21 protein-coding genes are annotated in these 25787 nt (G+C 68.0%); 14 read left to right on the top strand and 7 right to left on the bottom strand.

The genetic code is table 11. The annotated features are described in order from the left end of the window. Nucleotides 1–4 precede the first annotated feature (4 nt). From GQ464_RS00600 to GQ464_RS00585, 4 genes are all read right to left on the bottom strand, one after another. The gene (locus GQ464_RS00600) at nt 5–604 is read right to left on the bottom strand and encodes a LemA family protein (protein WP_166975635.1); all 600 of its coding nucleotides are present in this window, start codon (nt 602–604) and stop codon (nt 5–7) included. Nucleotides 605–762: 158 nt separating this feature from the next. Then, on the bottom strand, nt 763–1323 hold the full coding sequence (locus GQ464_RS00595; RefSeq protein ID WP_166975638.1) for a DUF4252 domain-containing protein: 561 nt from the start codon (nt 1321–1323) through the stop codon (nt 763–765). Continuing rightward, nucleotides 1320–1844 carry a hypothetical protein gene (locus GQ464_RS00590; RefSeq protein ID WP_166975641.1) on the bottom strand — a complete coding sequence of 175 codons (525 nt, stop codon included), beginning with the start codon at nt 1842–1844 and terminating at the stop codon, nt 1320–1322. The genes GQ464_RS00595 and GQ464_RS00590 overlap by 4 nt, the downstream gene beginning before the upstream one ends. Further along, nucleotides 1831–2352, bottom strand: coding sequence for an RNA polymerase sigma factor (locus GQ464_RS00585; protein ID WP_166975644.1), 522 nt, complete (start codon nt 2350–2352; stop codon nt 1831–1833). Before GQ464_RS00585 ends, GQ464_RS00590 begins: the two co-directional genes overlap by 14 nt. A gap of 207 nt (nt 2353–2559) precedes the next feature. On the opposite strand from GQ464_RS00585, the gene GQ464_RS00580 reads away from it, so the two are divergent. From GQ464_RS00580 to GQ464_RS00550, 7 genes are all read left to right on the top strand, one after another. Next, nucleotides 2560–4224, top strand: a complete 1665-nt coding sequence (locus GQ464_RS00580; protein WP_166975647.1) for a S41 family peptidase — start codon at nt 2560–2562, stop codon at nt 4222–4224. Between the two features lie 187 nt (nt 4225–4411). Next, nucleotides 4412–6118 carry a LamG-like jellyroll fold domain-containing protein gene (locus GQ464_RS00575; RefSeq protein WP_166975650.1) on the top strand — a complete coding sequence of 569 codons (1707 nt, stop codon included), beginning with the start codon at nt 4412–4414 and terminating at the stop codon, nt 6116–6118. Nucleotides 6119–6173: 55 nt separating this feature from the next. Further along, the gene (locus tag GQ464_RS00570; protein ID WP_166975653.1) at nt 6174–8243 is read left to right on the top strand and encodes an OPT family oligopeptide transporter; all 2070 of its coding nucleotides are present in this window, start codon (nt 6174–6176) and stop codon (nt 8241–8243) included. A gap of 121 nt (nt 8244–8364) precedes the next feature. Further along, nucleotides 8365–9051, top strand: coding sequence for a metal-dependent hydrolase (locus GQ464_RS00565; RefSeq protein WP_166975656.1), 687 nt, complete (start codon nt 8365–8367; stop codon nt 9049–9051). 88 nt (nt 9052–9139) lie between these two features. Next, nucleotides 9140–10111 (top strand): hypothetical protein, encoded by a 972-nt coding sequence (locus GQ464_RS00560; protein WP_166975659.1) that lies wholly within the window; start codon nt 9140–9142, stop codon nt 10109–10111. A gap of 24 nt (nt 10112–10135) precedes the next feature. Then, nucleotides 10136–10633, top strand: a complete 498-nt coding sequence (locus tag GQ464_RS00555) for a metallophosphoesterase family protein (protein ID WP_166975662.1) — start codon at nt 10136–10138, stop codon at nt 10631–10633. A 111-nt stretch (nt 10634–10744) separates the two neighbouring features. After that, nucleotides 10745–12478, top strand: a complete 1734-nt coding sequence (locus GQ464_RS00550; RefSeq protein WP_166975666.1) for a SpoIIE family protein phosphatase — start codon at nt 10745–10747, stop codon at nt 12476–12478. A 73-nt stretch (nt 12479–12551) separates the two neighbouring features. On the opposite strand, the gene GQ464_RS00545 is transcribed toward GQ464_RS00550, so the two are convergent. Next, nucleotides 12552–13832, bottom strand: a complete 1281-nt coding sequence (locus tag GQ464_RS00545; RefSeq protein ID WP_166975669.1) for a putative sugar nucleotidyl transferase — start codon at nt 13830–13832, stop codon at nt 12552–12554. A 159-nt stretch (nt 13833–13991) separates the two neighbouring features. Here GQ464_RS00545 and fsa point away from each other — a divergent pair, with 159 nt between their 5' ends. The 4 genes from fsa (at nt 13992) to GQ464_RS00525 (ending at nt 22106) form a co-directional block, all read left to right on the top strand. Next, a complete protein-coding gene (gene fsa, locus GQ464_RS00540; protein ID WP_166975672.1) occupies nt 13992–14672 on the top strand; it encodes a fructose-6-phosphate aldolase in 681 nt (226 codons plus the stop codon). Between the two features lie 39 nt (nt 14673–14711). Then, nucleotides 14712–16109 (top strand): MBL fold metallo-hydrolase, encoded by a 1398-nt coding sequence (locus tag GQ464_RS00535; protein ID WP_166975675.1) that lies wholly within the window; start codon nt 14712–14714, stop codon nt 16107–16109. A gap of 78 nt (nt 16110–16187) precedes the next feature. Then, nucleotides 16188–19094: an FAD-binding and (Fe-S)-binding domain-containing protein gene (locus tag GQ464_RS00530; protein WP_166975678.1), complete on the top strand. Its 2907-nt coding sequence runs from the start codon at nt 16188–16190 to the stop codon at nt 19092–19094. Nucleotides 19095–19631: 537 nt separating this feature from the next. Next, on the top strand, nt 19632–22106 hold the full coding sequence (locus GQ464_RS00525; RefSeq protein WP_166975681.1) for a zinc-dependent metalloprotease: 2475 nt from the start codon (nt 19632–19634) through the stop codon (nt 22104–22106). 15 nt (nt 22107–22121) lie between these two features. Here GQ464_RS00525 and GQ464_RS00520 read toward each other — a convergent pair whose 3' ends face one another. Together GQ464_RS00520 and GQ464_RS00515 are read right to left on the bottom strand one after the other, a co-directional pair. Beyond that, nucleotides 22122–22871, bottom strand: coding sequence for a GNAT family N-acetyltransferase (locus GQ464_RS00520; protein WP_166975684.1), 750 nt, complete (start codon nt 22869–22871; stop codon nt 22122–22124). Beyond that, nucleotides 22868–23770: a carbon-nitrogen hydrolase family protein gene (locus tag GQ464_RS00515; RefSeq protein ID WP_166975687.1), complete on the bottom strand. Its 903-nt coding sequence runs from the start codon at nt 23768–23770 to the stop codon at nt 22868–22870. Before GQ464_RS00515 ends, GQ464_RS00520 begins: the two co-directional genes overlap by 4 nt. A 275-nt stretch (nt 23771–24045) precedes the next feature. Here GQ464_RS00515 and GQ464_RS00510 point away from each other — a divergent pair, with 275 nt between their 5' ends. From GQ464_RS00510 to GQ464_RS00500, 3 genes are all read left to right on the top strand, one after another. Then, nucleotides 24046–24255, top strand: a complete 210-nt coding sequence (locus GQ464_RS00510) for an AbrB/MazE/SpoVT family DNA-binding domain-containing protein (RefSeq protein WP_166975728.1) — start codon at nt 24046–24048, stop codon at nt 24253–24255. Beyond that, nucleotides 24252–24638, top strand: a complete 387-nt coding sequence (locus GQ464_RS00505; protein WP_166975690.1) for a type II toxin-antitoxin system VapC family toxin — start codon at nt 24252–24254, stop codon at nt 24636–24638. Before GQ464_RS00510 ends, GQ464_RS00505 begins: the two co-directional genes overlap by 4 nt. Nucleotides 24639–25070: 432 nt before the next feature. Then, nucleotides 25071–25787: an ABC transporter ATP-binding protein gene (locus GQ464_RS00500; RefSeq protein WP_228350469.1), complete on the top strand. Its 717-nt coding sequence runs from the start codon at nt 25071–25073 to the stop codon at nt 25785–25787.

Genomic DNA, 25787 nt, shown 5'->3' with positions numbered 1-25787 from the left:
TCGCTCAGTTGAAGTCGACCGTAGGGGCTTTCTCGGCGCCGGGCTGGGCCTCGAAGGGCGTACGCGGCTCGAAACCGAAGAGGCCGGCGAAGAGCGCGTTCGGGAAACGCCGCACCCGGACGTTGTATTCGCGGACGGCCTCGTTGTAGTCCCGCCGGGCCACGTTGATGCGGTTCTCCGTGCCTTCGAGCTGGGCCTGGAGGTCGCGGAAAGCCTCCGTGGCACGGAGCTGCGGGTAGTTTTCCGCCACGGCCAGGAGCCGGCCGAGCGCGCTGCCGAGCTGCTGCTGGGCCGCCAGGTACTGTTCGACCTTGGCCGGGTCGCTCAGGTCATCCACCGAAAGCGTGATCGAGGTGGCCCGGGCGCGGGCGCTGGTGACCGCCTCCAGCGTCTCCTGTTCGAAGTCGGCCGCCCCTTTCACGACGTTGACCAGGTTGGGAATGAGGTCGGCCCGTCGCTGGTAGGTCGTCTCCACGTTGGCCCAGGCCTGTTCCACCCGCTCTTCGGCCTCGACCAGGTTGTTGTAGGTGGTACAACCGGCACAGCCGGCCAGCCCGACCAGCATGAGCACGATGAGCAAACCAAGCGTACCTTTGCTGCGCATGTGTGTCCCGTAGATGTTGAAGAGAAGAAGCCGCGTACGAGCACCCCGGCATACGACGAGGGCGGATCGGGGTTTCTGGCACCGGTCCGCACGGCGCAGGAGGGGCCGGTACGGCGGGCCGGGGATGGCGGGTTTCCGATCCGTTGAAACGCGCCGGATCAGCGTTCCAGCCGTCCAAAGCTGAACTTGCGCCCGAGGCGGCCGACCTGCTCGGGGTCGATCTCCCCCACGATGTTGACGAAGACTGTTTCGTCGTAGCCGGGTTTGACGACGAAGACGACCATGCCGGCGATGGCGTTGTCGTGCACGCGAACGTACATGTGCACCTGTTCGTCGTAGTCGCGCACGCGGAGGACGGTATCCCATCCGGCGGCTTCGAGGCGGGTGGCCACCTCGGCCGTGCGGCGGGCGATCTCGTTGAAGCGGGTTCGGGGCAGGGGAAAGCCGCGAACCTGGATGGCACGCAGGCGGGTCAGCAAGTCGGCCAGTTCGGGATCGTCGTAGCGAGAGGCTTCGGCGACCAGGCGCAACAAGGAACCCTGGATGTCCACCTCCAGCGTCGGTTCCCGGTCGAACCAGGCGGTCATCGAGGCCAGGTCCAGGAAGCCGGGATCGTCTTCGAGGGGGGTCTGAGCGAAGGACGGAACGCCCGGCAGGACGAGCAGCAGGAGGCCTGTGAGGAGACGGGCACGGTATGCCACGGTCGGTGTGTGTGTCATGGCGTCTTGGAGGGTTCGGCAGCGTCTCGGGGAAGGTCGGTGCGGGGGCCGAGCATGGCCCGGCTGACGGAGGCTCCGGTCTGGCGGCCTACCTCGGAGACGAGGGCAAGCGTCCACTTGACCTCGACCAGGGCGCGTTGTATGGCGGGGTCGTCCGGGGAGGGCTGTGCGGGACGGCCGATGAGGGCGGCCACCAGGGCGAGGCCCAGCAGCAGGACCATGGCCAGCACCGGTTGCCAGGTGCAGCGTCGATCCTGTGGGTGCCCGTGTCGGCGCCGGTCCCTGCGGGCCCGCTGCCGTGCCGCCTGCAACACCGCCCGTGTCACATGAGGAGGACACGACGGCACGGGTAGGGTGCGAAGGTCGTCCCGTATCCGTTCGGCCAGCCGGAGTACCTCCGACCGGCCGGCGTCGGCCAGACGGCGCTCGAGCGCCGCCGCCGCTCCGGGCGACAGGTCGCCGTCGAGATAGCGCTCGATGAGGTCGTCCTCAGGCTCCGGCAGTGGGTCAAACGGTTGCACGGTCGTACACCTCCTCTAACAGCCTGCGAAGGGTCTTGCGGGCACGGTGCAGGTACACCTTCACCGTGTTCAGCGGCAGCTCCAGCGCCTCGCTGATCTCCTCGTATTTCAACGCCTGGATTTCGCGGAGAATCACGATGCTGCGATAGGGTTCGTCGAGCTGGTTCAGGGCCTGGATCAGGTGCTCCTGGAACAGGGTGGTGGCGGCGTGGGCGTCCGGGAGCCGTTCCGGTGCCGGAGCGCTGTCTACCCCCTCCGGATCGTTCCGGATCATGCTCCGGTAGGTTTGTCGACGGCGCAGCGTGTCGATGCAGGCGTTGCGGGTGACGCGCAGCAGCCAGCCCGGCAGCCGCTCCGGATCCACCGCATGGCGATGGTCCCACAGCCGTAGCAACACCTCCTGGGTCACATCCTCGGCTTCTTCCCGGTTACCCAGCAGGTAGCAGGCCAGGCCGTAGACCCGGTGCTGGTGACGGAGGACGTGTTGTTCGTACTCGTTCAGGTTCACGCTGGAGCTGTGCGCCGCCCGCAATTGAAAGTCGACCTTTTCGACGCCCGGAAAGACGCTACAGCCGGTGAAAAGGTTACAGGAAAGGGACGTGCGCCCCTCCGTTGAAACGCCCGGCGGCCTGCCGCGTTGATGCTGTACGCGCCGCGACGGCTCGCCCGCTGCGCTCCCTCGAACACGCCATCAGGCCGACCGACCGACGTTGTCATGCATACGCGACCGAAAAAGCGCTCCCTTCTCTTTGCCGTGATCCTGCTGTTGCTGGGTGCGGCACTGGGCATGCAGATCGACGCTGCCGTCTCCGGTGACGACACCTTCGAGCAACTGAAGAAGCTCGAAGACGCCTTCCTCGTGATCGACCGGCAGTACGTCGAGAAGGTGAATCCCAAAGTGCTTGCCGAGAGTGCCATCGCCGGCATGCTGAAGGCCCTCGACCCCCACTCGACCTTCATCCCGGCCGAGGAGGTGGCCGAGTTGCAGGAGAGTTACCGCGGGTCGTTCGGCGGCATCGGCATCTGGTTCGAGCCGGCGGCCACCGAAAAGGATACGGCCAAGGTGACCTCCACCATCCCCGACGGGCCGAGCGAGATGGTCGGCCTCATGCCCGGCGACCGCATCGTCGCCATCAACGATTCGAGTGCCATCGGAATGAACTCCCAGGCCATCCAGAAACGGCTCAAGGGTCTCGTCGGGACGAAGGTGAAAGTCACGGTGATCCGGCCCGGCGCCCGCAGGCCCCTCGATTTCGTCATCACCCGCGACCAGATTCCCCTCTACAGCATCGACAGCGCTTATATGGTCGACGACCGGACCGGCTACGTCCGCATCGGTCGTTTTGCCATGACCACGCACCAGGAGTTCGTCGAGCACATGCGGCGCCTCAAAGCCCGGGGCATGCAGCGGCTCATCCTGGACCTGCGGGACAACCCGGGCGGCATCAAGCAGACGGCGGTGCAGGTGGCCGACGAACTCCTGAAGGCAGGTAAGACCATCGTGTATACGCGCGGGCGCAACCCGGCCGAGAGTGAGGTCGATCGCTCCACGCCGGGTGGTCTCTTCGAGGAGGAGCCGGTCATCGTGCTCGTCAACGGCAACTCGGCCTCCGGCAGCGAGATCGTCGCCGGAGCCCTGCAGGACCACGACCGGGCCCTCATCGTCGGGCGCCGCACCTTCGGCAAGGCGCTCGTGCAGCGCCCGTTCCCCCTCTCGGACGGCAGTGTGCTGCAGGTGACCGTCTCCCGGTACTACACGCCGGCCGGTCGCCTCATCCAGACGCCCTACGAGAACGGTGACCTCGAAGGCTATTTCGAGCAGAAGGTCGCCACGCGCGAGCTGAACCTTGACGAGGTGCCCGATTCGCTCAAGTACAAGACGGCGCACGGGCGCGTCGTCGTCGGGGGCGGGGGGATCCTGCCGGATGTCGTCGTCACCGCAGACAGCACCCATCCCTTCCTGGCTCCCGTCGTGATGGCCGTTCGCGAGCGTGCGCTCGACGTTCGCTTCATTCGCGACTGGTTCAACCGCCACGAACGTGCCCTCCGGGAGCAGTGGGCGGATCGTCAGGAGGCCTTCATGCAAACGTTCGAGGTGGACGAGGCGCTCTGGCAGGAGTTCTGGCGCTATGCGGCGGAGGAGGGGCCGCTGCACCTGGTAAGCGACGGAGCGGCGGCTCCCGCGGAAGGACGCTTTGCCCGGTCGGAGGCGGAGGCGCACCGGGCGGTGCTCGCCACCCTGCTCAAGGCTCGACTCGCCCAGCGCCTCTACCGGAGCGAGGCCGGCTATCCCATCTTCAACCCCATCGAGCCCGACTTCCAGCAGGCCATGCAGCTGTGGAAGCGTGCCGAGGCCCTGGCAGCTTTCCACATCCGGTAGGGACCGGGGCCCGGCACCCGGAGGACGGCCCGTGCGGGGGGCGCCGGGCCGGGCCGGCATTGACACCGTGGCGGCACGCCCCTATTTTAGACGCCGTTCTGTTCGGGACGCGCTACGTCCCGTCCCACAGCGCGACCGTCGCTTGCTGCGGTGCGTTGTGTTTGTCGCCCCCACCGGAACGTAGCCGATGTTCTCTTGCTGCAAGCACGCGGGTGTCTGGCCGGGCATCGTCTGGGCGATGCTGCTGGGTGGGGTGCCTGCGTTCGGGCAGTTCCAGGAGATACACGTCCCCGAACACCTCACGGCCGGCCAGGCGGCCAACCTGTTCGTCACGTGGGAGGGGCGTCGCGTCGCCGATGGGTTCCGGATCGAACTGCCGGCGGGGTGGCAACTGCGCGAGGTCAGGATCCTGCGCTACGGGTACGAACCCGTTGCCGCGACGGTTCAGGCCGTCTCCGGCCAGGCGGGCACCTACGACGTCCTGGCCGGGCAGCCCTTGCGGGGCGGGCACGAACTGGTTTTTCGGGTGCAGACGGGGGAATTGCCCGGCCGTGCCCTGTGTGTGCTGACCCCGCTCCTCCGGCACGTGCGCACCGGACGGGTACAGCTGGAACGGCAGGATGCGTTGCAGGTGACGGCGCCGGTATCGCTCCGGCAGGCGTTTGAAGGCGAGAACCGGGTCCTCGCGTTCGATCCGGCGACGGTGCCCCTGCTGCTACGCCGGCAGGCCGTGCCCGATCTGGGCCTGCGGGCGGCGTTCACGGTCGAGTTCTGGCTGCGTACCACCGGCCTGAACGAGGTCGTCCTCTCGACGTGGACCGGGGAAGAGCGGACGGCGTACCCGCTCGAGCTCGTCGTCGACGGCCGGGGGCGGTTCCTGGCGTATTACGGGCAGCCGGGCCGGCACCACGCCCTGCGGACGCAGCACCCCGTCGCCGACGGCCGGTGGCATCACGTGGCCGTGACGAACGACCCGGCCGCCGGCTGGACCCGCCTGTACCTCGACGGGCAGCCGGCCGACTCCCTTTTTCATGAGCTCCTGCCCTTCATCGACATGCCGGGCGGGGTGGCGGTGGGAGGGCGCCTGCCGGCCCCGGGCCGCCGTGCCGGGGGGCGTCCCTTCACCGGGCGGCTCGACGAGCTGCGGCTCTGGGCTCGCTCCCGTACCCGTGCCGAGATCCGCCGGACGATGCACGAACCCCTGCCCGACCTCGGCGGCCAGGGCGTGGTGCTGGGCTTTGAACAGCCGGTGCCGGAGCACCTCATCGACGGCCGGCCGCCCCGCCTCCGGCGGCAACCCGCCGACCTCGACTTCTTCCTGCCCGTACGTAACCTGCGTGGCACCGTCGACGAGCAGGGCATCCGGCTCACCTGGGAAACCGAGGACCGGCAGACCGAGGCCTTCATCGTCGAACGCTCCGGGGACGGTCGCCACTTCGAGGAGGTCGGGCGCCTGGAGCCGGGCGCGGCTGCCGCCGGCGTCCATGCGCCGGGCGGAGCGGTACGCTTCTCCTTCTTCGACCCCGATCCCGGCGGCGGAGTCCGCTTTTACCGGATCCGCCAGCGGTTTCGTAACGGCAGTGAGCGCGTCTCGGGGACCATCAAGATGGGCCTGGGGGGCACGGAAGAACCCGACGCGCTCCTGATCGGCAACTTCCCCAACCCCTTCAACCCGGCCACCACGATCTCCTACAGCCTCCAAAAGCGCCAGCACGTGCGCCTTGCGGTGTGGGACCTCTCGGGCCAGCTCGTGGCGGTGCTGGTCGATGAAGAGCAGGGGGAAGGCTATCATGAGGTACACTTTGAGGCCGGTGATCTGCCCAGCGGCACCTACTTCATTCACCTGCGGACCGCCGGCGGCGTGCAGACCCGGCAGATGGTGCTGGCGAAATGAGGCGCCGGATTTTTTTGGCGAAAAGCGCTTCCGAACGAACCACGACGTGTCATCCATGAAACATCCTTCCGAAGCGAGTGCGCGCGGGGAGGTGGTGGCCGGGCCGTTCATCCCGGCCACCACGTCGCTGCCCGAGATCACCGTCAAGGCCCTGGTGCTGGGGTTTTTGCTCTCGGCCATCCTGGCCGGTGCCAACGCCTACCTGGGCCTGAAGGTCGGCATGACGGTGTCCGCGTCGATTCCGGCGGCGGTCATCTCCATGGCCGTGCTCCGCTTTTTCCGGGAACACAACATCCTGGAGAACAACATCGTGCAGACGGCGGCTTCGGCGGGGGAGTCGGTGGCGGCCGGCGTCATCTTCACGCTGCCGGCGCTGGTGATGCTGCACTACTGGAGTGATTTCGAATTCATTCCCACGATGGCGATCGCGCTCTGCGGCGGGGTACTGGGGGTGCTGTTCACGATACCGTTGCGGCGGGCACTCATCCTGGAGGCGAAGCTGCTCTTCCCCGAGGGGGTGGCCACCGGCGAGGTGCTCAAGGCCGGTACCGAAGGAGGCGAGGGGGCCCGGTACATCGCCCTCGCCGGGGTGGCCGGGGCCGTGTTGAAGCTGTTCCAGTCCGGCTTCAAGCTCGTGGCGGGCAAGGCGTCCGGGGCGTTCACGACCGGCGGCATGGTCTTCGGCTACGGGAGTGAACTGGGCGTGGCCCTGCTCGGCGTCGGCTACATCGTCGGGCTGAACATCGCCGTGCTCATCTTCGCCGGGGGGCTGATCTCGTGGCTCTTCGGCATCCCGCTCTTCACGCTGCTGGCCGATCCGGAGACCGTTGCCGCCGTCACGGGCGGGGCCACGGGCTATGCGGCGGCCGAGGCGATCTGGAGCGCCGAGATCCGGTTCATGGGCGTCGGGGCCATGGCTACGGGGGGCCTGTGGGCCCTGCTGGCGCTCATCAAACCCATCCGCGACGGGGTTCGCTCGTCGCTGGAGGCCGTCCGGGCTGCCCGCCGGGGCGAGGCCGTGGACATCCTGCGCACCGAGCGGGACACGCCCATCCACATCGTCCTCTACGGGACGCTGGCGCTGGCCGTGCCCATCTTCGTCGTCTTCCTGTACGTCATCGATCCGGGACACCTGGACATCTCGGCCGGGCTGTACTGGGGCACCCTCGGGATCGGGCTCCTTTTCGCGCTCGTGGCCGGCTTCCTCTTTTCTTCGGTGGCCGGCTACATGGCCGGGCTCGTCGGCTCGTCGAACAACCCGATCTCGGGGGTGACCATCGCCACGATCCTGACTGTCTCGCTCGTGCTGCTGGCGCTGCTCGGCCTGCAGGTCGACTTCGCCGTCGACGCCGAGCGGGCCACGGCCGCCGCCGCGACGGCCATCCTGGTCGGCGGCATCGTGGCCTGTGCGGCGGCCATCGCCGGGGACAACCTGCAGGACCTGAAGGCCGGGCACATCGTGGGGGCCACGCCCTACAAGCAGCAGATCATGCAGATGGTCGGGGTGGCCGCGGGGGCACTGGTCATCGCGCCGGTGCTGCAACTGCTCTTCTCCGCCTACGGCCTGGGCGACGTGTTCCCCCGGCCCGGTATGGATCCGACGGAGGCGCTTCAGGCCCCGCAGGCCACGCTCATGAGTTCGGTCGCCTCCGGTGTCTTCCTGCGCAACCTGCCGTGGACGATGATCTGGATCGGGGTGGCCATCGCCGTGGCGATCATCGCGCTGGACAAGGTGCTCGAAGCCCGCGGATCGGGCTTCCGCACGCCCGTGCTGGCCGTGGCCGTGGGAATCTACCTGCCGCTGGAACTCTCGGTACCGATTTTTGTGGGGGGAATGGTGGCCCTGTTTGCCGGCCGGTACCTGCGGCGTCGCCGGGAGACGCTGGGAGGGGACTACGAGGCGGCCGCAGCCCGGGCCAACCGCCGCGGCCTGCTCTTCGCCTCCGGGCTGATCACGGGCGAGGCGCTGGTGGGTATCGTCCTGGCCATCCCGTTCGCCGCGGCGCAGAGCACGGACGTGCTGCGCCTGGCTCCCGACGGCTTCGATACCGTCGCCGACGTGCTCGGAGTGCTTGCCTTCGCCTGCTTCGTGCTCTGGCTCTACCGCATCGCCCGCCGGACGTGAGAATCACCCGCGTGACGGCCTCGACGACGCGCCAGGACCGCGCCGGACCTTACCCCGGAACGTGAAACATGACGTGGAACGTGGAACGTGAAACGTGGAACCATTTAAAACACGACGCCCCATGAAGCTCACCTATTTCGGCCATTCGGCTTTTCAGATCGAGACCGGCGACACCACGATCCTGGTCGATCCCTTCCTTACCGGCAACCCCCATACGGAGGGGGTCGTGCAGGCCGGCGACCTCAACCCGGACGTCATCCTTCTGACCCATGCCCACGGCGATCACTGGGGGGATACGCCCGACATCGCCCGGCGCACGGGCGCGCAGGTGGTGGCCAACTTCGAGATCACACAGTACCTGCAGAAGCAGCACGGCCATGAGAACGTCCTGCCGATGAATACGGGCGGGTCCTGGACGTTCGCCTGGGGGCGGGTCACGCAGACCTATGCCCGGCATTCGTCCTCCTTTCCGGACGGCACCTACGGCGGCAACCCGAACGGCTACCTGCTCCACATCGAGGGCAAGTGCGTCTATGCGCTCGGTGACACGTGCCCGTTCGCCGAGATGGCCTGGATCGGAGAAGACCACACGGTGGATGTGGCGCTCATGCCCATCGGCGACTGCTTCACCATGGGGCCGGAAGATTCGATCCGGGCGGCCCGGCTCATCCGGCCCGGACTGGTCATCCCCATCCACTACGGTACTTTCCCGTTGATCGAGGTCGATGTGGAGGCATGGGCCCGGCGGATGCGCACGGCGGGGTTCGAGCCGAAAGTGCTCAAGCCCGGTGAAACGCTGGCGCTCTAGCGTCGTAACAGCCGGAGCGGGCGACGCACCCAACGGCGTGGGCATGCCCGCTCCGCCGGCCCATGTGCCGCCGTCTTCCGTCAAGCTTATGCGACGGCCTGTCGATACCGTTTTCAGCGTGCGCAGGGTAGCCCTGCTGGGGCTGCTCCTGTTCTGCGGCAGCACCCTGCCGGAAGCCGCCGCCCAGCGACCGCTGCGCGTCTATGACCCGTTCTACCGCGACGAGACCGCCCGCCGCATCTTCTTCGATCGCTACGCCCTCACCGCCGAAGTCTCCTACCGGCCGGCCGGTTTCATCCAGTCCGACGGCGACATTCCCTCGCCCAACGCGGACCCGTTCGCGCTCGGGTTGCGCTTCGACTATCAGCTCTCGAGCCGCTTCGACCTGGCCATCCTCATGGACGCCGTGGGCGGGACGGCCGGACGGAAGCTTGCGGTCAACTGGGTGGCGCTGAAGTACTACCGCACGGTCGACACGCAGGACTACGCCTTCCGGCTGGCCGTCGACCCGGCCTCGGAAGGACGGGTGGGCTTTCCGCAGATGGACCTGGCGTTTCTCTACACCTCGCCGGCCTCGCCCACCCTCACCACGGATTTTGCGCTCGGCCTGCGGCGGATACGCATCGGCTACCAGCAACTGGTGCGCCTGGAGGTCCCGCCCCCCGATCCGGACGACCCCGTCGTCACCACGCCGGCCGACCGGGCGCTCATCCGGACCCGCGCGCTCGGCTGGGAGGCGCACCTCATGATGTCCTACAACATCCTCTTCGATCCGGCCGGCAGCAACCTCTTCGTCACCTTCCTCGGGGAGGCCGGGCGGTATGACCTGATCGAACTCGGCGAGGTGGGGCCGGACGGCAGGCTCGTCGATGCGGACGGCGAGCGCACGACCACCCGCTTCCGGGGCGGGGTCATATGGGTACGGACCGGACTCGAGTTCGACCGGCCCGCCTACCAGATCGCCCCGTATATGGCCGTACCGCTCAGGCAGTGGCATCCCGACGAGGGCGAGTGGCCCAGTGCCCGTCTCCACATCGGTGCCCGCCTGATGCTGCGTTAAGCTTCCCGTGCCCGGCCGCCCCCTATGCTCCTCGGCATCCTTTCCGACACGCATGGGTATTTCCATCCCGCCCTGCCGGACGTGCTGGCGGGCACGGACCTGATCCTGCACGCGGGCGACGTCGGCACGGCCGAGGTGCTCGACCGCCTCGAAGCCATCGCCCCCACCCGGGCCGTGTGGGGCAACGTGGACGGGCCGGAACTGCGACGTCGCCTGCCCGAGCACCAGCGCTTCACGCTCGACGGGCTGTCCTTCTGGATGACCCACATCGCCGGGCGGCCCGGGCGGTGGCAGCGTGGCATGGGACAGGCGCTCCGGGCCGATCCCCCCGACGTCTTCATCTGCGGGCACAGCCACATCCTCCGCATCGAACGCGTGGCCGAGCTCGGCGGCATGCTCTACCTGAACCCCGGCGCCGCAGGACGCCAGGGCCTGCACCGCGTCAAGACGTGCGTCCGCCTCGTCCTCGACGGGGGGACGCTCCGGCAGGCCGAGGTGGTTCACCTGGATGAGACGGGATGAACGGATCGGACCGGCATGCGTTGCATGAAAAGGCGTATCTTCCGGGGGGGACCCACCCCCGGGCTTCCCGTTGAAGGATGAGCCGACACCCCCGATCCACGAGAGACCGTCATGCCCGAGGCTTCTCCGCCGGTCCGGCAGACCGAGCGCTTCGACCTGCGTGCCCTGCACGAGACGAGCCAGCTGCTCAGCACCTCGCTTGACCTCGAGTTCGTGCTCAACAACCTGCTGCTCACCGCCATGAGCAAGTTGCTCGTCACGCGGGGCGTGGCTTTGCTCCACGATCCGGTCGAGGACGGCTACGAGGTGGCTGCCGTCAAAGGCATCGCAAACCTCCGGTGTGGCGAGCGCCTGCGCCTGGACGGGGAGGCCCGGGGCGCGTTGCTCCGGGACGAGGCCGTACCGGAGGCGCTGGCCGTCCACCGCGTCGTGCTCGTGTTGCCCATCGTCTTCGGGCACCGTCACATCGGGTTCGTGGGGCTGGGCGGGAAGATGACCGGCGAGGCCTTCAGCAACAAGGAGCTCGAGTTCGTCCAGTCCCTGGTCAACATGGCCTCGGCGGCCGTGCACAACTCGCTCATGGTGGCCGAACTCAGGCAGGCCAACCGCGACCTCGACGCCAAGGTCCAGCAGCTCAACACCCTGTTCGACCTGTCCCAGGAGTTCAACGCCACGGTGGACCGCGAGCGACTCGTGCACCTGCTCTCGCTGGCCCTGATGGGGCAGCTGCTCGTGGGCAAGTACCTGTTCCTGATGGGCGAACGCGAGGGAGAAGCCCGGCCGCACGCCTTCCGCATCGTCACGGCCCGGGGCGTGGGCGAAGACCCGGTCGAGCCCGAGCTGATCGAGGCCCTGTGTGAGTTGAAGACGATGCTGCTGCTACAGGACGAGGCGGAGGCGGATCCGCGCTGGGACGGGCTCCGGCGGCGCGGGCTGGTGCTGGCCCTGCCCATCCGGCACCAGGGCGAGACGTGTGCCATGCTGTGCCTGGGCCCCAAGCGAACCGGCCTGCCCTATCGGCCGGATGACGTCGAGTTCCTGACGGCCCTGGGCAATCTGGCCTTCGTCTCGCTCCAGAACGCCTTTCTCGTCGAACAACAGATCGAGAAGGAACGGCTGGAGGAGGAGATGCGCCTGGCACGGGCGATCCAGATGAAGCTCCAGCCGCAGCGCCTTCCCGCGCTGCGCGGCCTGGAGATCGCCGCCGTCGCCCTGCCCAGCCGCTACGTCGCCGGTGACTACTACGACGTTCTCCGCCTGGACGACGACCGCCTCCTGCTGGCCATCGCCGACGTGACGGGCAAGGGCCTTCCAGCCTCGCTCCTCATGTCCAACCTGCAGGCGTGTATCCACGTCATGGCCCCGATGGACATCACGCTCGAAGAAGCCGTCGCCCATGCCAACCGGGTCGTCTGCGAGAACACGGACTACGACAAGTTCATCACGCTCTGCACCGGCATCTACGACGCCCGCGACCGCTCTTTCCAGTACGTCAACGCCGGGCACAACCCGCCGGTGCTCGTGCGCGACGACGGCTCCGTCGCATTGCTGGAGAAGGGCGGTCTGTTGCTCGGGGTCTTTTCCGCGTCGACCTACGAACGCGGCACCGTCACGCTCGCGCCGGGCGACGTGCTGGTCCTCTTCACCGACGGGGTCACCGAGGCCATGAGTCCCGGCGGGGAGGAGTACGGTGAGGAACGCCTGGAGGCCGTCCTGAAGGCCCACCGCCGGGCATCCGCCCCGGCCCTTCTCGACGCTGTGCTGGCCGACGTCCGCCGCTTTACCGGCGAGGCCTCCGCCCTCAGCGACGACCTGACGATGATCGTGGTGAAAGCGGAAAGGTGACCGTTTCACGTTGAACGTTCCGGGTTTCACGATGGCCGGAACCTGGAAAACGGAACGTGAAACCTGCACCGCCTCACGCCAGGAACGCCGCTCGTGCCGCTTCGGTCTGGTCGAAGACGGTCGTGAGCAGTTCCCGGTCGATGTCGGTGAAGGGGACCTGGCGGCGGGCCATCACGGTTTCGGCCACGCGGAGGGCCTTGGGGAGGCGATAGGTGGTGTAGCGGTCCTGGGGGCTGCCCCAGATGAAGGAGGGCAGGTAGGTGGGGTGGTAGCCCGCCCCGTAGAGGTTGCACGCCACCCCGACGACGGTGCCGGTGTTGAACATGGTGTCGATGCCGCACTTGGCATGGTCGGCCAGGAACAGGCCGAGGAACTGGCGCTCGGTAGTCTCGTAGGTGCCCAGCCGTTCGTTGTAGAGCCGGACGGGGCCGTAGTCGTTTCGGAGGTTCGAGTTGTTCGTGCCGGCACCGATGTTGCACCAGCGCCCCAGGTAGGCGTCGCCGAGGAAGCCGCTGTGGGCCTTGTTCGAGTAGCCGTCGATGATGCTGTGGTAGACCTCGCCGCCGACCTTGCTCCAGGGCCCGAGTACGCAGCCGTCGAGCAGCGCGCCGACGCGGACTTGGCTGTGCGGGCCGATGTAGGCCGGGCCCCGCACGACGGCCTGCTCCATGACCACGGCCTGCGCGTCGACGTAGACGGGGCCGTCTTCGGCGTTGAGGATGGCGCCCGGGTGGACGACGGCGCCGGGGGCTACGTAGACCTGCTCGCCGTGGACGAGCCGGGCCCCTTCCCGGATGTCGGCGCCGGGACGCTCGTAGATCCGGTACCCCTTCGTCAGCGCGGCGAAGTCGCGGCGCAGGGCGGCATCCCGGGCATCGAGCAGGTGCCAGAGGCGGGCCAGGAGCACGGCCCCTTCGACCGGCTCCTCGGGCAGGTCGGCGAAGGTCTCGCGGGTGACGACCTCGCCGGTCAGGCGCGCCTTCCCGGCTTCGGGGACCCAGGCGGCCACCACGTCGCTTCCCTGCACGAAGACACGGGCCGGCTCGGCCGCGCGGGCGGCCCCCTGCAACCTTTCGAGCAGCGGGCTCGCCTCGGCAACGTACCGCCCGTTGACGAACAGCACGCCGAGACCCTCCGGGATGTGACCCACCAGGGCGTCGGCGCCCGGATGCATCCGGGCCGTCACCGCCGCTACGTGCCGGCGGGTGTGCAGCAGCAACGGCGGGTCCCCGAAGGCCGCACGGGTGTTCTCCAGCACCGTGCGGATGCCGAGCCGCAGGTCGTAGACGGCCCGCGTCCGGACCAGCGGGTTCAGGTGCTCGACGGTCTCGTCTTCAAACAGGCAGAGGTACATGGCGGATTTCGGATTTTCAGGTTTCCAGCTTTAGATTACCCGATCTGTCGATTCTTTGCCAAACCCAACGGCGGGCCGGGCGTAATAGGCACCTGGAAGATACTTCCGGCAGACGACGTCTGTACCCGTCACCCGCTGATTTGCAATCCTGAACCCACCATGAAATTCTTCATCGATACGGCCGACCTCGACGAGATCCGCGAGGCCAACGCCATGGGCGTGCTCGACGGCGTCACCACCAACCCCTCGCTCATGATGAAGGCCGGCGGCGCCGACTTTCACGCGCACATCCGCGCCATCTGCGAGATCGTCGACGGGGACGTCTCGGCCGAGGTGACCGCCACCGACTTCGACGGCATCCTGCGCGAGGCCCGCACCCTGGCCAAGATCCACGACAACGTGGTGGTGAAGGTGCCGCTGATCCTCGACGGCATCAAGGCCATCCGGGCGCTTGCGGCCGAGGGCATCCGCACCAACTGCACGCTGTGCTTCTCGCCCACGCAGGCGCTCGTGGCGGCCAAGGCCGGGGCCACCTACATCAGCCCCTTCATCGGCCGGCTCGACGACATCTCGACGCCGGGGATGGAGCTGATCGAGCAGATCGTGCAGATCTATGCCAACTACGGCTTCGAGACGGAGGTGCTGGCCGCCTCGATCCGCCATCCGATGCACGTGGTGGAGGCCGCCCTGGCCGGGGCCGACGTGGCGACGATGCCCTTCGGTGTGATCAAGCAGCTCATCAAGCATCCGCTCACCGACATCGGGCTCGAACGCTTCCTGGCCGACTGGAGGAAGTACGAGGAAAACGCCGCCGTCGCCGGCAACGGCATCCGGTCCTGAAGGAACACCCGCTCTTCGTCGCTCAAATCGTTCGATCCTATGGTTTTCGTTGCGCTGGGGGCTACCGACGAGATCGGCGCAAGTTGTCATTTCCTCAAGATCAACGGGACGGGCATCGTGCTCGACGCCGGGGTCCATCCGGAGCAGGAGGGGCCGGAGGGGCTGCCCCGCCTGGAGCTCATCCGCCAGAACCCGGACTGGTACGTCGACCACGCCATCGTCACGCACGCGCATCACGACCACATCGGGGCGCTGCCGGTGCTCATCCGCCACTTTCCCCACGTGCACGTGCACATGACGAAGGCCACGCGCCAGCTGGCCGACCTGCTGCTGCCGGCTTCGGCGCGTCTGCAGCGGCGCCGGCTCCGCGAAGGATCCTCCACGGCGCCCCCGCTTTTCGAAGAGGAGGAGCTCGACGTGATGAGCTACCTCTACCTCACGCATGAGCTCGAGACCGAGTTCGACGTGACCGGCCTGCGGGGAAAGACACCGGTCAAGGCCCGTTTCTTCAACGCCGGGCACGTGCTGGGGGCCGCCGGGGTCCACCTGTCCTTCGAGGAGGGGGGCGTCACGCGAAAGCTCTTCTATACGAGCGATACCAGCCTGCGTCCCCAGGCCATCCTGCCCGGCGGATCCTATCCCCGGGGCCCGATCGACGTGCTCATCCTGGAATCGACCCTGGGTGCGGATTCCGAGGCGGAACAGACCACCCGGAAGACGGAGGAGAAGAAGTTCGGGGCGGCCCTCCGGCGGGTCCTCCAGCGCGGGGGGGCGGTTCTCGTGCCGGTTTTTGCACTGGGCCGCGGTCAGGAGATGCTGGCCCTCATCGACCGCTTCAAGCGGCGCGGCATCATCCCGTCCGAGGTGCCCGTCTACACGGCCGGCTCCATGCGGGCCATCGCCGACCTGTACGACAAGACGCGCTTCTCCACGCCGCGCCTCGATCCCGACTTTCAGGTCTTCGGCGTGCCGCAGAAACGCCTGCCCCGCAGCCGTCAGGCCCTCCGGCAGGCCCTCGCCGAGCCGAGCATCTACGTCGTTGGCAGCGGCATGATGTTCGAACGAACGATCTCGAACGAGATTGCGCGGATGATCGTCGAAAACGAGAAGGATGCCATCTTTCTCGTCGGCTACACGCGAGAGGACGCACCGGCCGGTCGCCTGCTGGAGGCGGCGGCGCAGGGCAAGGGCACCGAGGTGGTGCTGGACAAAAGCCGGGAGCCCCAGCCGGTCCACTGTGAGGTCGCGCGTTTCCGTTTCAGCGGCCACAGCCATCGCCGGGATCTGATCCAGCTCACCGGCCGGTTGCAGCCGAAGAAGGTGTTGCTCGTCCACGGCGAGGACCGGGCCCGCCGCTGGATGGCGGACAACCTGCGTTTCTTCTATCCGGAGATCGAGGTCGTGCTGCCTGAACTCGGCGAGGCGGTGCCGCTGTGAACCGGCTCGCCCCCGGAGGGGCCGGCGTCGTACCTTTTCCACAGAACAGATCCTGAACCCCGGACGCATCGGGCCTGCATGTCCACCGTTTCCGCCGAACTGCTCGAAGATTTCTTCGCTGCGCTGCAGCCCCGGCTCGCCGGCACGCTCCGCACCGACGCGATGACGCGGGCGCTCTACGCCACCGACGCCAGCCTGTACCAGATGATGCCCGTCGGGGTGCTGCTGCCCCGCCACGCCGACGACGTGCAGGCGGCGCTGGAGGAGGCCCGCCGCTTTGGCGTGCCCGTCCTGCCCCGGGGCGGCGGCTCGTCGCTGGCCGGGCAGACCGTCGGCGAGGCCCTCGTGATCGACTTTACCCCCCACCTCGACGCCGTCGTCGAGCTCAACGCCGAGGAGCGGTGGGTGCGCGTGCAGCCCGGCCTGGTGCTCGACCGCCTCGACCGCTACCTGCGCGCCCGGGCGCCGCACCTGATGGTGGGACCGGACCCCGCCAGCGGCAAGCGGGCCACCCTCGGCGGGATGCTGGGTAACAACGCCACGGGCACCCATTCCATCCTCTACGGCAACATGGTGCGGCACGTGGCGGCGGCGCAGGCCCTCCTCGACGACGGCACCCCCGTGCGGCTGGAGCCCCTGCCCCCGGACGCCTGGGCCGAGCGCACCCGCCGCGCCGGGCGCGAGGGACAGCTCTACCGGGACCTCGACGCCCTCCTGAAGGCCCACCGCGACGTCATCGAACGCGACACGCCCCGGCACTGGCGGCGCAACAGCGGCTACCGCCTCGAATACCTGCTCGGCGACGAGCGCAACGTGGCGCAGCTCCTCTGCGGCAGTGAGGGCACGCTCGCCGTGGTCACCGAGCTGACGGTCCGCCTGGTGGACCGGCCCCGGCGCACGGCCCTCGGCGTCGTCCACTTCCACACGCGCCGCGAGGCCCTCCGCGCCGTTCCCACCATCCTCGGCACCGACCCCTCCGCCGTCGAGTTCTTCGACGGGCGCTCCATCCGGCAGGCCCGCCGGTCGCCCGGCTTCGGCCCCCGGCTGACGTTCGTCACGGGGGAGCCGGGCGGGGTACTCATCACCGAATATTACGGTGAGACGGAGGCCGAACTGACGGGCCGCCTCCAGGCGCTGGAGGACACGCTGGCCCGCGCCGGCGAAGGGTACGCCGTCGTCCGCGTCACCGACCCCGCCGCCGTCGCCAACGTGTGGGGGGTGCGCACCGAGGCGCTGGGCCTGATCATGAGCGTCTACGGCGACCACAAACCCGTCGCCTTCATCGAGGACGCCTCGGTCCCGCCGGAGCACCTGGCCGACTACATCGACGCGCTGGCGAAGATGCTGGAGGAGACGCGGACCGAGGTCGTCTTCTACGCGCACGCCTCGGCCGGCTGCCTGCACGTGCGGCCGTTCATCAACACGAAGGACGCGGCCGAGGTGGAGAAGATGCGCGAGATCGCGCTGGCCTCGGCCGAGCTGGTGCGCAAATATGGCGGGGCCGTCTCGTCGGAGCACGGCGACGGGCTGGCGCGCAGCTGGCTGACGCCCGTGCTCGTCGGGCCTGCACTCTACGAGGTCTACCGCCGCACGAAGCAGCTCTTCGACCCGCACGGGCTGCTCAACCCCGGCAAGGTGGTGGACGCCCCGCCGATGACCGAACACCTGCGCATGGGGCCGGACTACCACACGCTCGAGGTGCTCACCGAGCAGGACTTCTCCGTCGAGGGCGGCTTCGCACGGGCGGTGGAGCTGTGCAACGGCAACGGCGCCTGCCGCAAGCTCGAGGGCGGGACGATGTGCCCCAGCTTCATGGTGCTGCGCGACGAGGAGCACACCACCCGGGGGCGGGCCAACGCGCTGCGGATGGCCCTCTCGGGCGCCCTGCCGCCGGAGACGCTCACCGGCCGCCGGATGTACGAGGTGATGGACCTGTGCATCCAGTGCAAGGCGTGCAAGACCGAGTGCCCCTCGAACGTGGACATGGCGAAGCTCAAGACCGAGTGGCTGGCCCGCTACTGGCAGGACAACCCCGTGCCCGCGCGTACCCGCCTCTTCGCCCGGCTGCCGGAGGTGGCCGCCCGCGTGCACGGCCCCGTGGCCCGCGTGGTCAACTGGGTGAACCGCCGGGGCCTGACGCGCCGCCTGCTCGACGCCACGCTCGGCCTCAGCCGCCACCGCACCCTGCCCTCCTTCGCGCCGGAGCCCTTCACCGTGTGGTTCGCCCGGCAGCGGTGGCGTGCCGACGGGCCGCCCGTCGTTCTCTTTCCCGACACGTTCCACAACCACCAGCACCCCGAGGTGGCCCGGGCCGCCGCCCGGTTGCTGGACCGCCTGGGCTACCGGGTCGTCGTGCCGGAGGCGCGGGTGTGCTGTGGGCGCACGTACCTCTCGAAAGGTTTCGTAAACGAGGCGGCGCGGCGGGCGCTGGGCGTCGTCGAGGCGCTCTACCCGTACGTGGCGGAGGGGATGCCGGTGGTGGGGCTGGAACCAAGTTGCATCCTCACGCTGGCCGACGAGTTCCGCACGCTGCTCCCCGGCGACCCCCGCACGCGCCGCGTGGCCGACGCCGCCTGCACCCTCGAGGTGTTCCTCGCCCGTGAGGCCGGCCGGGGCGCCCTCGACCACGTCGCCTGGACCGACGCGCCGCGCCGGGTGCTCCTGCACGGGCACTGCCACCAGAAGGCGCTCGACGGCACCGGCCCTTCCGAGCGCTGCCTGGCCCTGCCGCCGAACTACACCGTCGAGACCCTCGACGCCGGCTGCTGCGGGATGGCCGGCGCCTTCGGGTACGAGAAGGAGCACCGGGCCGTTTCGCTGGCCATGGCCGAGCGGGTGCTGGCCCCGGCCGTGCGGGCAGCCGGCGAAGAGACGCTCATCGTCGCCGCCGGCACCTCGTGCCGCGCCCAGATCCACGACGTCGCCGGGCGCACGGCCCTGCATCCGGCCCAGGTGCTGCTCGACGCGCTGGCAACCCGGGCGTGACGCTCATGGCCGCACCGGTGAGATCCGCCGTTCTGCCCTTGCACCTCAAGATTTCTTTCGTAGATTCTCCCGGTATTTCGTCGTGCGTCGTGCGTATAGCGGAGGTCATGGTTATGGAGGGCAGGGCTGCCCTTAGCGAACGGCCCACGTGTAGCCGCGGATCTGGACGCGTTGCGCGTCCCGTCGGTCCGGGCTCTCCTGTGGGCCAGGGGGCGCACCCGTGAAGGGTGCGGCTACAGGGTTGTTTCCTGTAGTCGCGGGCTTTAGCCCGGGCTCTCCTGTGGCCCAGGGGACGCACCCGTGAAGGGTGCGGCTACAGGGTTGTTTCCTGTAGTCGTGGGCTTTAGCCCGGGCTCTTCTGTGGCCCAGGGGACGCACCCGTGAAGGGTGCGGCTACATCGCGCTGCACAATGACGCCCTCAATGGCATTGACCAGCGCTATATTTCGTAGTGCGTATGGCCGTAAGGCATGGTTACGCACCACGCACGCACTACACCCCCCACCTTCTTTCCCTCAGATCGAACCGATACGGAGACATGGCAACTTTTCGCACGCTGGCGGTGCTCGCGCTGGTGGCCGGCCTGCTGGCCGGGTGTGCCGGCACGAAGCCCGCCACACAACCTGCCGCACAACCCGCCCAGGCCCGGCAGGAACAGCAGAAGAAAGGCAAGTCGTACCGCGACGTCATCACGGAGGAAGCCCGGTCGGACGAAGGCCTCTTCACGGTGCACCGCATCGAGGAGAAACTCTATTACGAGATCCCCGACAGCCTGCTCGAACGCGAGTTGTTGCTCGTGACCCGTTACGCCCGGACCGAGAACAACATCGGCTACGGCGGGATGAAGGCCAACACGCAGGTGGTCCGCTGGCAGAAGCAGGGGAAGAAGATCCTCTTGCGCGTGGTCAGCTACGAGAACGTGGCCGACGAGAACGAGCCCATCTACCAGGCCGTTCGCAACTCCAACTTCGAGCCGATCATCGCCGCCTTCGACATCGAGACGATGAACGACGACTCGACCGCTTACGTCGTAGAGGTGACGAACCTGTTCACGGACGACGTCCCGTCGCTCGGCCTGCCGAAGGAGCGGCGCGACCAGTTCAAGGTGCGGCGGCTGGACAAGAGCCGTTCCTACATCGTCTCGGCGCGGAGCTACCCCAAGAACATCGAGGTGCGGCACGTGCTCACGTATGAGGCCACCGACTCGCCCTCGAACACGGGTGCCCTCTCGCTGGAGATGAACCAGTCCATGATCGTGCTGCCCGAGGACAAGATGCAGCCGCGCCTGTGCGACGAGCGCGTCGGCTTCTTCAGCGTGCGGATGACCGATTACGGGCGGGACGAGCAGAAGGCGGCCGAGCGGTGCTACATCACCCGCTGGCGCCTGGAGCCGAGCGATCCCGAGGCCTGGGCGCGTGGCGAGCTCGTCGAGCCGAAGAAGCCCATCGTCTACTACATCGACCCGGCCACGCCGATGAAGTGGCGGCCCTACCTGAAGCAGGGCGTCGAGGACTGGAACGAGGCCTTCGCCGCCGCCGGCTTCAAGAACGCCATCATCGCCAAGGACCCGCCCTCGCCCGAGGAGGACCCCGAGTTCAGCCCGGAGGACGTCCGCTACTCGGTGATCCGGTACTTCTCCTCACCCATCCAGAACGCCTTCGGGCCGCACGTGCACGACCCCCGCACGGGCGAGATCCTGGAGAGCGACATCGGCTGGTACCACAACGTGATGAACCTGCTGCGCAACTGGTACTTCGTGCAGACGGCCGCCGTCAACCCCGAGGCGCAGCGTGTCAAGTTCGAGGACGAGGTGATGGGAGAGCTGATCCGGTTCGTGTCGGCGCACGAGGTGGGGCACACGCTCGGCCTGCCCCACAACTGGGGGTCGAGTTACGCCTACCCGGTCGACTCGCTCCGCTCGCCGACGTTCACGGCCACGCACGGCACCGCGCCCTCGATCATGGACTACGCCCGGTTCAACTACATCGCCCAGCCCGGCGACGGCGTGACGAACTTCATGCCGCGCATCGGTGAGTACGACAAGTGGGCCATCGAGTGGGGCTACCGGCCCATCCCCGAGGCCCGCACGCCCGACGAGGAGCGGCCGGTCCTGAACCGGTGGGTCGTCGAGCGGGCGGATGACCCACGCTACTTCTACGGCCGGCAGTCCGGCGCCCGCATCGACCCGCGCGCGCAGAACGAGGACCTGGGCGACGACGCCGTCAAGGCGAGCACGTACGGGCTGGCCAACCTGAAACGCATCGTCCCGAACCTGATCGCGTGGACGGAGGAGAACGGCAAGAACTACGACGACCTCGAAGAGCTCTACGAGCAGGTCGTGGCGCAGTGGAACCGCTACGCCGGGCACGTGGCCCGCAACATCGGGGGCGTCTACGAGACCTACAAGACGTACGACCAGGAGGGCGCCGTCTACGAGCCGGTGCCGGCGGCACGGCAGCGCGAGGCGATGGCGTTCCTCAACCGCGAGGTCTTTGCCACGCCGTCGTGGCTGCTCGATACCGGCGTGCTGCGCCGCATCGAGCATGCCGGGGCCGTCGAGCGCGTGCGGCGCCTGCAGGTGGGCGTCGTCGAACTCGTGCTCGACCCGCAGCGGCTGGCCCGCATGATCGAGGCCGAGGCCCTGCCGGGCGGCGACCCGTACCCCTGCCTGGAGATGCTCACCGACCTGCGGCGGGGCATCTGGCGGGAACTCGAACGGGGGGAGGCCATCGACCCGTACCGGCGCAACCTGCAACGCGGCTACCTCGAACGGCTCGAGTACCTGATGACCGAGGAAGTCACGCCGCCGCCGGCCGCCTTCCGCGAGTTCGTCGGCTTCACGCCGGTCAAGGTCAGCCAGTCCGACATCCGGGCCCTGGCGCGGGGCGAGTTGCAGGCCCTCCGGGGTGAGGTGCAGCGGGCCCGCAGCCGCACCACCGACCGCATGACACGCCTCCACCTCGACGACGTCCTCGCCCGCATCGACGACATCCTGGAGGCCGACCGGGAATGAGGCCGGCCCGCACGTTCACCGGCCCGTCTCCAGGCCGCCGAAGCGGCGGGGGCGGCGCGGGGTGTCGGGCCGCAGGAAGCGCGGGTTGCGCCCGGCGTAGTCTTCGGGGCGGGCCACCTGCCGGTTGAGCCATTCGATGAGGGCGGCGCAGCCCCGGCTCTGGGGGTCATGCCGGAAGTACTCGGGGATGACGTCGATGACCTCGAACCCCTGCCGGAGCTGGAACGAGAGGGTGGGGTCGCGCAGCTCGCCCCGGATGACCCGGAGGACGTACGCTTCGGGCGTGAGCCGGTCGGCGTAGCGGTGGTAGTTGGGCAGGCGGGCGCCCGCACGGATGCGGAGCAGGCCCAGCCGCTCGACGAGGGCGCGGCGGGCCGCGTAGATCCGGGCCCCGATGCGACGGCGGCGGTGGGCCGGGTGGACCATCACCTCGGCGCCGTAGAGTGTGCGCCCGGACGGGTCGTGGTTGCTGAAGCGTCCCTCGGCGGTGAACGTGGCGTAGTCGTCCCGGTGGTCGTAGTCGTCCCAGGCGACGATGAGGCTGGCGGCCATGCCCACCACCTCGCCGGTGCGGGTGTCCACGGCGACGAACTGCCCTTCGGGGAAGGCCTCGTGCTGGGCCGCGAGCGTGCGTGCGGTCCAGGGCGGCTGGTCCGGGTAGACGGCCCGGCTCAACCGGGTGATGGCGTCGAAGTCTTCCGGAAGGGTGTTGCGTACGAGGATGCCGGTGGCGGGCTTTTTCCGCCCGGCGTGATGGGCGTTCATAGAGGAACGACGTCGAGGTCGCGGATGAGTTCTCGGGTGTGATGGCTGTCGTTGAGCGGGAGGACGGTCCCGAACGTGCGGGATTCCTCGATGGCGTGCATGTCGAGTTCGCCGATGACGATGTCCTCCTGGTTGAGCACGCCTTCGGCCAGGATGCCGTCCCGGGCGAAGGGGTAGTCGGACGGGGTCAGGATGGCCGCCTGGCCGTAGTTGAGCGTCATGTCGGCCACGCGGGGGAGGGTGCCCACCGTCGGGCTGTGGATGACGTAGAGCTGGTTCTCGATGGTGCGGGCATGGGCGCAGTAGCGCACGCGGAGGAAGCCCTTGCGGTCGTCGGTGTTGCTGGGCACGGCCAGGAGGTGGGCCCCCTCGTGTGCCGCCGCCCGGACGAGCTCGGGAAACTCGACATCGTAGCAGATGGCGATGGCCAGCCGCCCGAAGTCGGTTTCAAAGACTTTGAGCCGGTTGCGGGGCGAGACGTGCCACTCCTCGCGCTCGAAGCGGGTCATGTGCAGCTTGCCCTGCACGTCGAAGTCGCCGGAGGGAGAGAAGAAGTAGGCGTCGTTGAACACCCGGTCGTCCCCGTCGTCCATGGCCGGGATGGTGCCGGCGACGATGTAGAGGCCGTACTGCCGGGCCAGGTCGCGCATCAGCTCGACGAACCGGTCGCGGTGCCCTGCCACCTGGCGCACCAGCTCGGCGATCGGCAACCGGATGTCGTGCAGGGTCAGCAGTTGCATCGTGAAGTATTCCGGCAGGACGAGCAGGCGGCACCGGTAGCCCGCCACGACCTCTACGACGGCTTCCACCTGCTCGGCAAACTGCTCGAACGTGCGGACGGGACGGACGAAATACTGGGCGGCGGCGACGCGGATACGGCCGGAACGAGAACGATGCATGGGGTTCAAAGTCGATGGGCGTGTTTCGGATGTCACCCTGTGGTACGTCGATGCCCCTGCAAATATTCCCGGCTATGTGGTACAGGTACATCGACCTGCAGAACGGCGTTTTTTCGTTCACAATAGCCTCTCCCCCTGCGAAGGGGCGGTGTCGCGGAGCGACGGAGGGGTAGGATCGGTCATGTTGATCATGCTATGTTAGCTGCCTCGAGGAAACCGACGATCTGGAGGACCGTTTGATCAGGAGATCGTTTTACGCATACCTGATCGATCCAATGCCAACGGTTAAGATTTCCCCTAAATTCCAGGTCGTCATTCCACAGCAGGTCCGGGAAAAACTCCAACTCAAAGCCGGACAACAGGTGGAAGTCCTGCTCTATGACAACCGCATTGAACTCGTGCCGGTCAGGCCCATGCGCCAGTTGCGGGGCTTTCTCAAAGGCATTGATACCACCGTTGAGCGCGAGCCAGACCGTGTCCTATGAACCTGGTGGACTCCTCCGGATGGCTCGAATACTTCGCCGATGGGCCGAATGCAGACTTCTTTGCTGAGGCCATAGAGAATACGGCGCTGCTGATTGTGCCCTCGATCAGCGTCTTTGAGGTCTTCAAGCGCGTGCTGATGCAGCGCGGCGAGGGTGAAGCCTTGCAAGCGGTGGCCCAGATGCACCAGGGGCAGGTCGTAGACCTGGATGCTGCCCTGGCGATCAGTGCAGCCAGGCTGAGTTGGGCGTTGAAGCTACCGATGGCCGACAGTATCATTCTGGCTACGGCGCGTTGGTACGGTGCTACATTGTGGACGCAGGACGCAGACTTCATGGGAATCGAAGGCGTGCAGTACAAGGAGAAAGTGAAAGGAGCCCGCTAACAGGTGGGGCAACGTGTTGTAATGCCTACGAACATCGCGCCTACCACGTCTGCGCCATCAATATCTTCTCTCGCGGGTACAAGTAGTGCGAGACGAGGGCGGGGCACGCCAGACGGCCCACCATCCGCAGACGCTTCTGCCGGTACGTGCGAGCCGAAAGATCGTTCGGCGAGGTGCCGCGCCTGCGTGCCGTACGCCCGGGTATCAGACCCCGGCGCAGTACGAGGCCCTGTGTGCCGAGCACCCACCTACCCCCCAACGAACCCACGCGACGTAACGCACTATCTTTGAAGCCGGGGTAGCCGGTTCACCGCCCGGGGATAAAGGAGAAAGTCGAACTTTCCCCGGGGAAGCGCGTCCGAGGCGCCGGCTTTCGGGGGATCGGAGGCCTGGCCGCCCGATCCTGTACGCATCACGCAGGAAACCGTAACCATGCCGGATCAGGGAATGACGGAGCCGCTCGTGCGGCTGCACGGGTTGACGAAGACGTACCGCGAAGGGGAGCACGAACGGACGGTGCTGCGCGGCGTCGATGCCGCCATCGCGCCGGGGGCGCTGGTGGTGCTGCTCGGGCGCAGCGGCTCGGGCAAGAGCACCCTGCTCAACCTCATCAGCGGCATCGACCGCCCGGACGCCGGCGAGGTCATCGTCGACGGCACTAACCTGACCCGCCTGGATGAGCAGGCCCGCACCCGCTTCCGCCGCGCCCACATCGGCTTCGTCTTCCAGGCCTTCAACCTGATCCCGACGCTCACGGTCGAGGAGAACGTGCTGCTGCCGCTCGAACTGAACGGGCGTAACGACGCGGCGGCCCGGCAGCGGGCGCTGGCGTTCCTCGACGAGGTGGGGCTGGCCGACCGGGCCGGCAGCTTTCCGGATCGGCTCTCGGGCGGGGAGCAGCAGCGTGTCGCCATTGCCCGGGCCCTGGCCCACGCGCCGCGCCTGGTCCTGGCCGACGAGCCGACGGGCAACCTGGACTACCGGACCGGCCGCCGGGTGATGGACCTCCTCCACCGGCTCGTCCGCCGTACCGGCACCACCATGCTCGTGGCCACGCACGACCGCGACTTCCTCGACGCCGCCGACCGCATCTTCACGCTGCACGACGGGCGGCTGCACGAGGGCACCCCCGCACACCTCCACGACTGA

This window comes from Rhodocaloribacter litoris (assembly GCF_011682235.2).
Lineage (GTDB): Bacteria > Bacteroidota > Rhodothermia > Rhodothermales > ISCAR-4553 > Rhodocaloribacter > Rhodocaloribacter litoris.
Note: the sequence above shows the minus strand (reverse complement) of the source record. Positions and strands in the feature narration are given on the sequence as shown.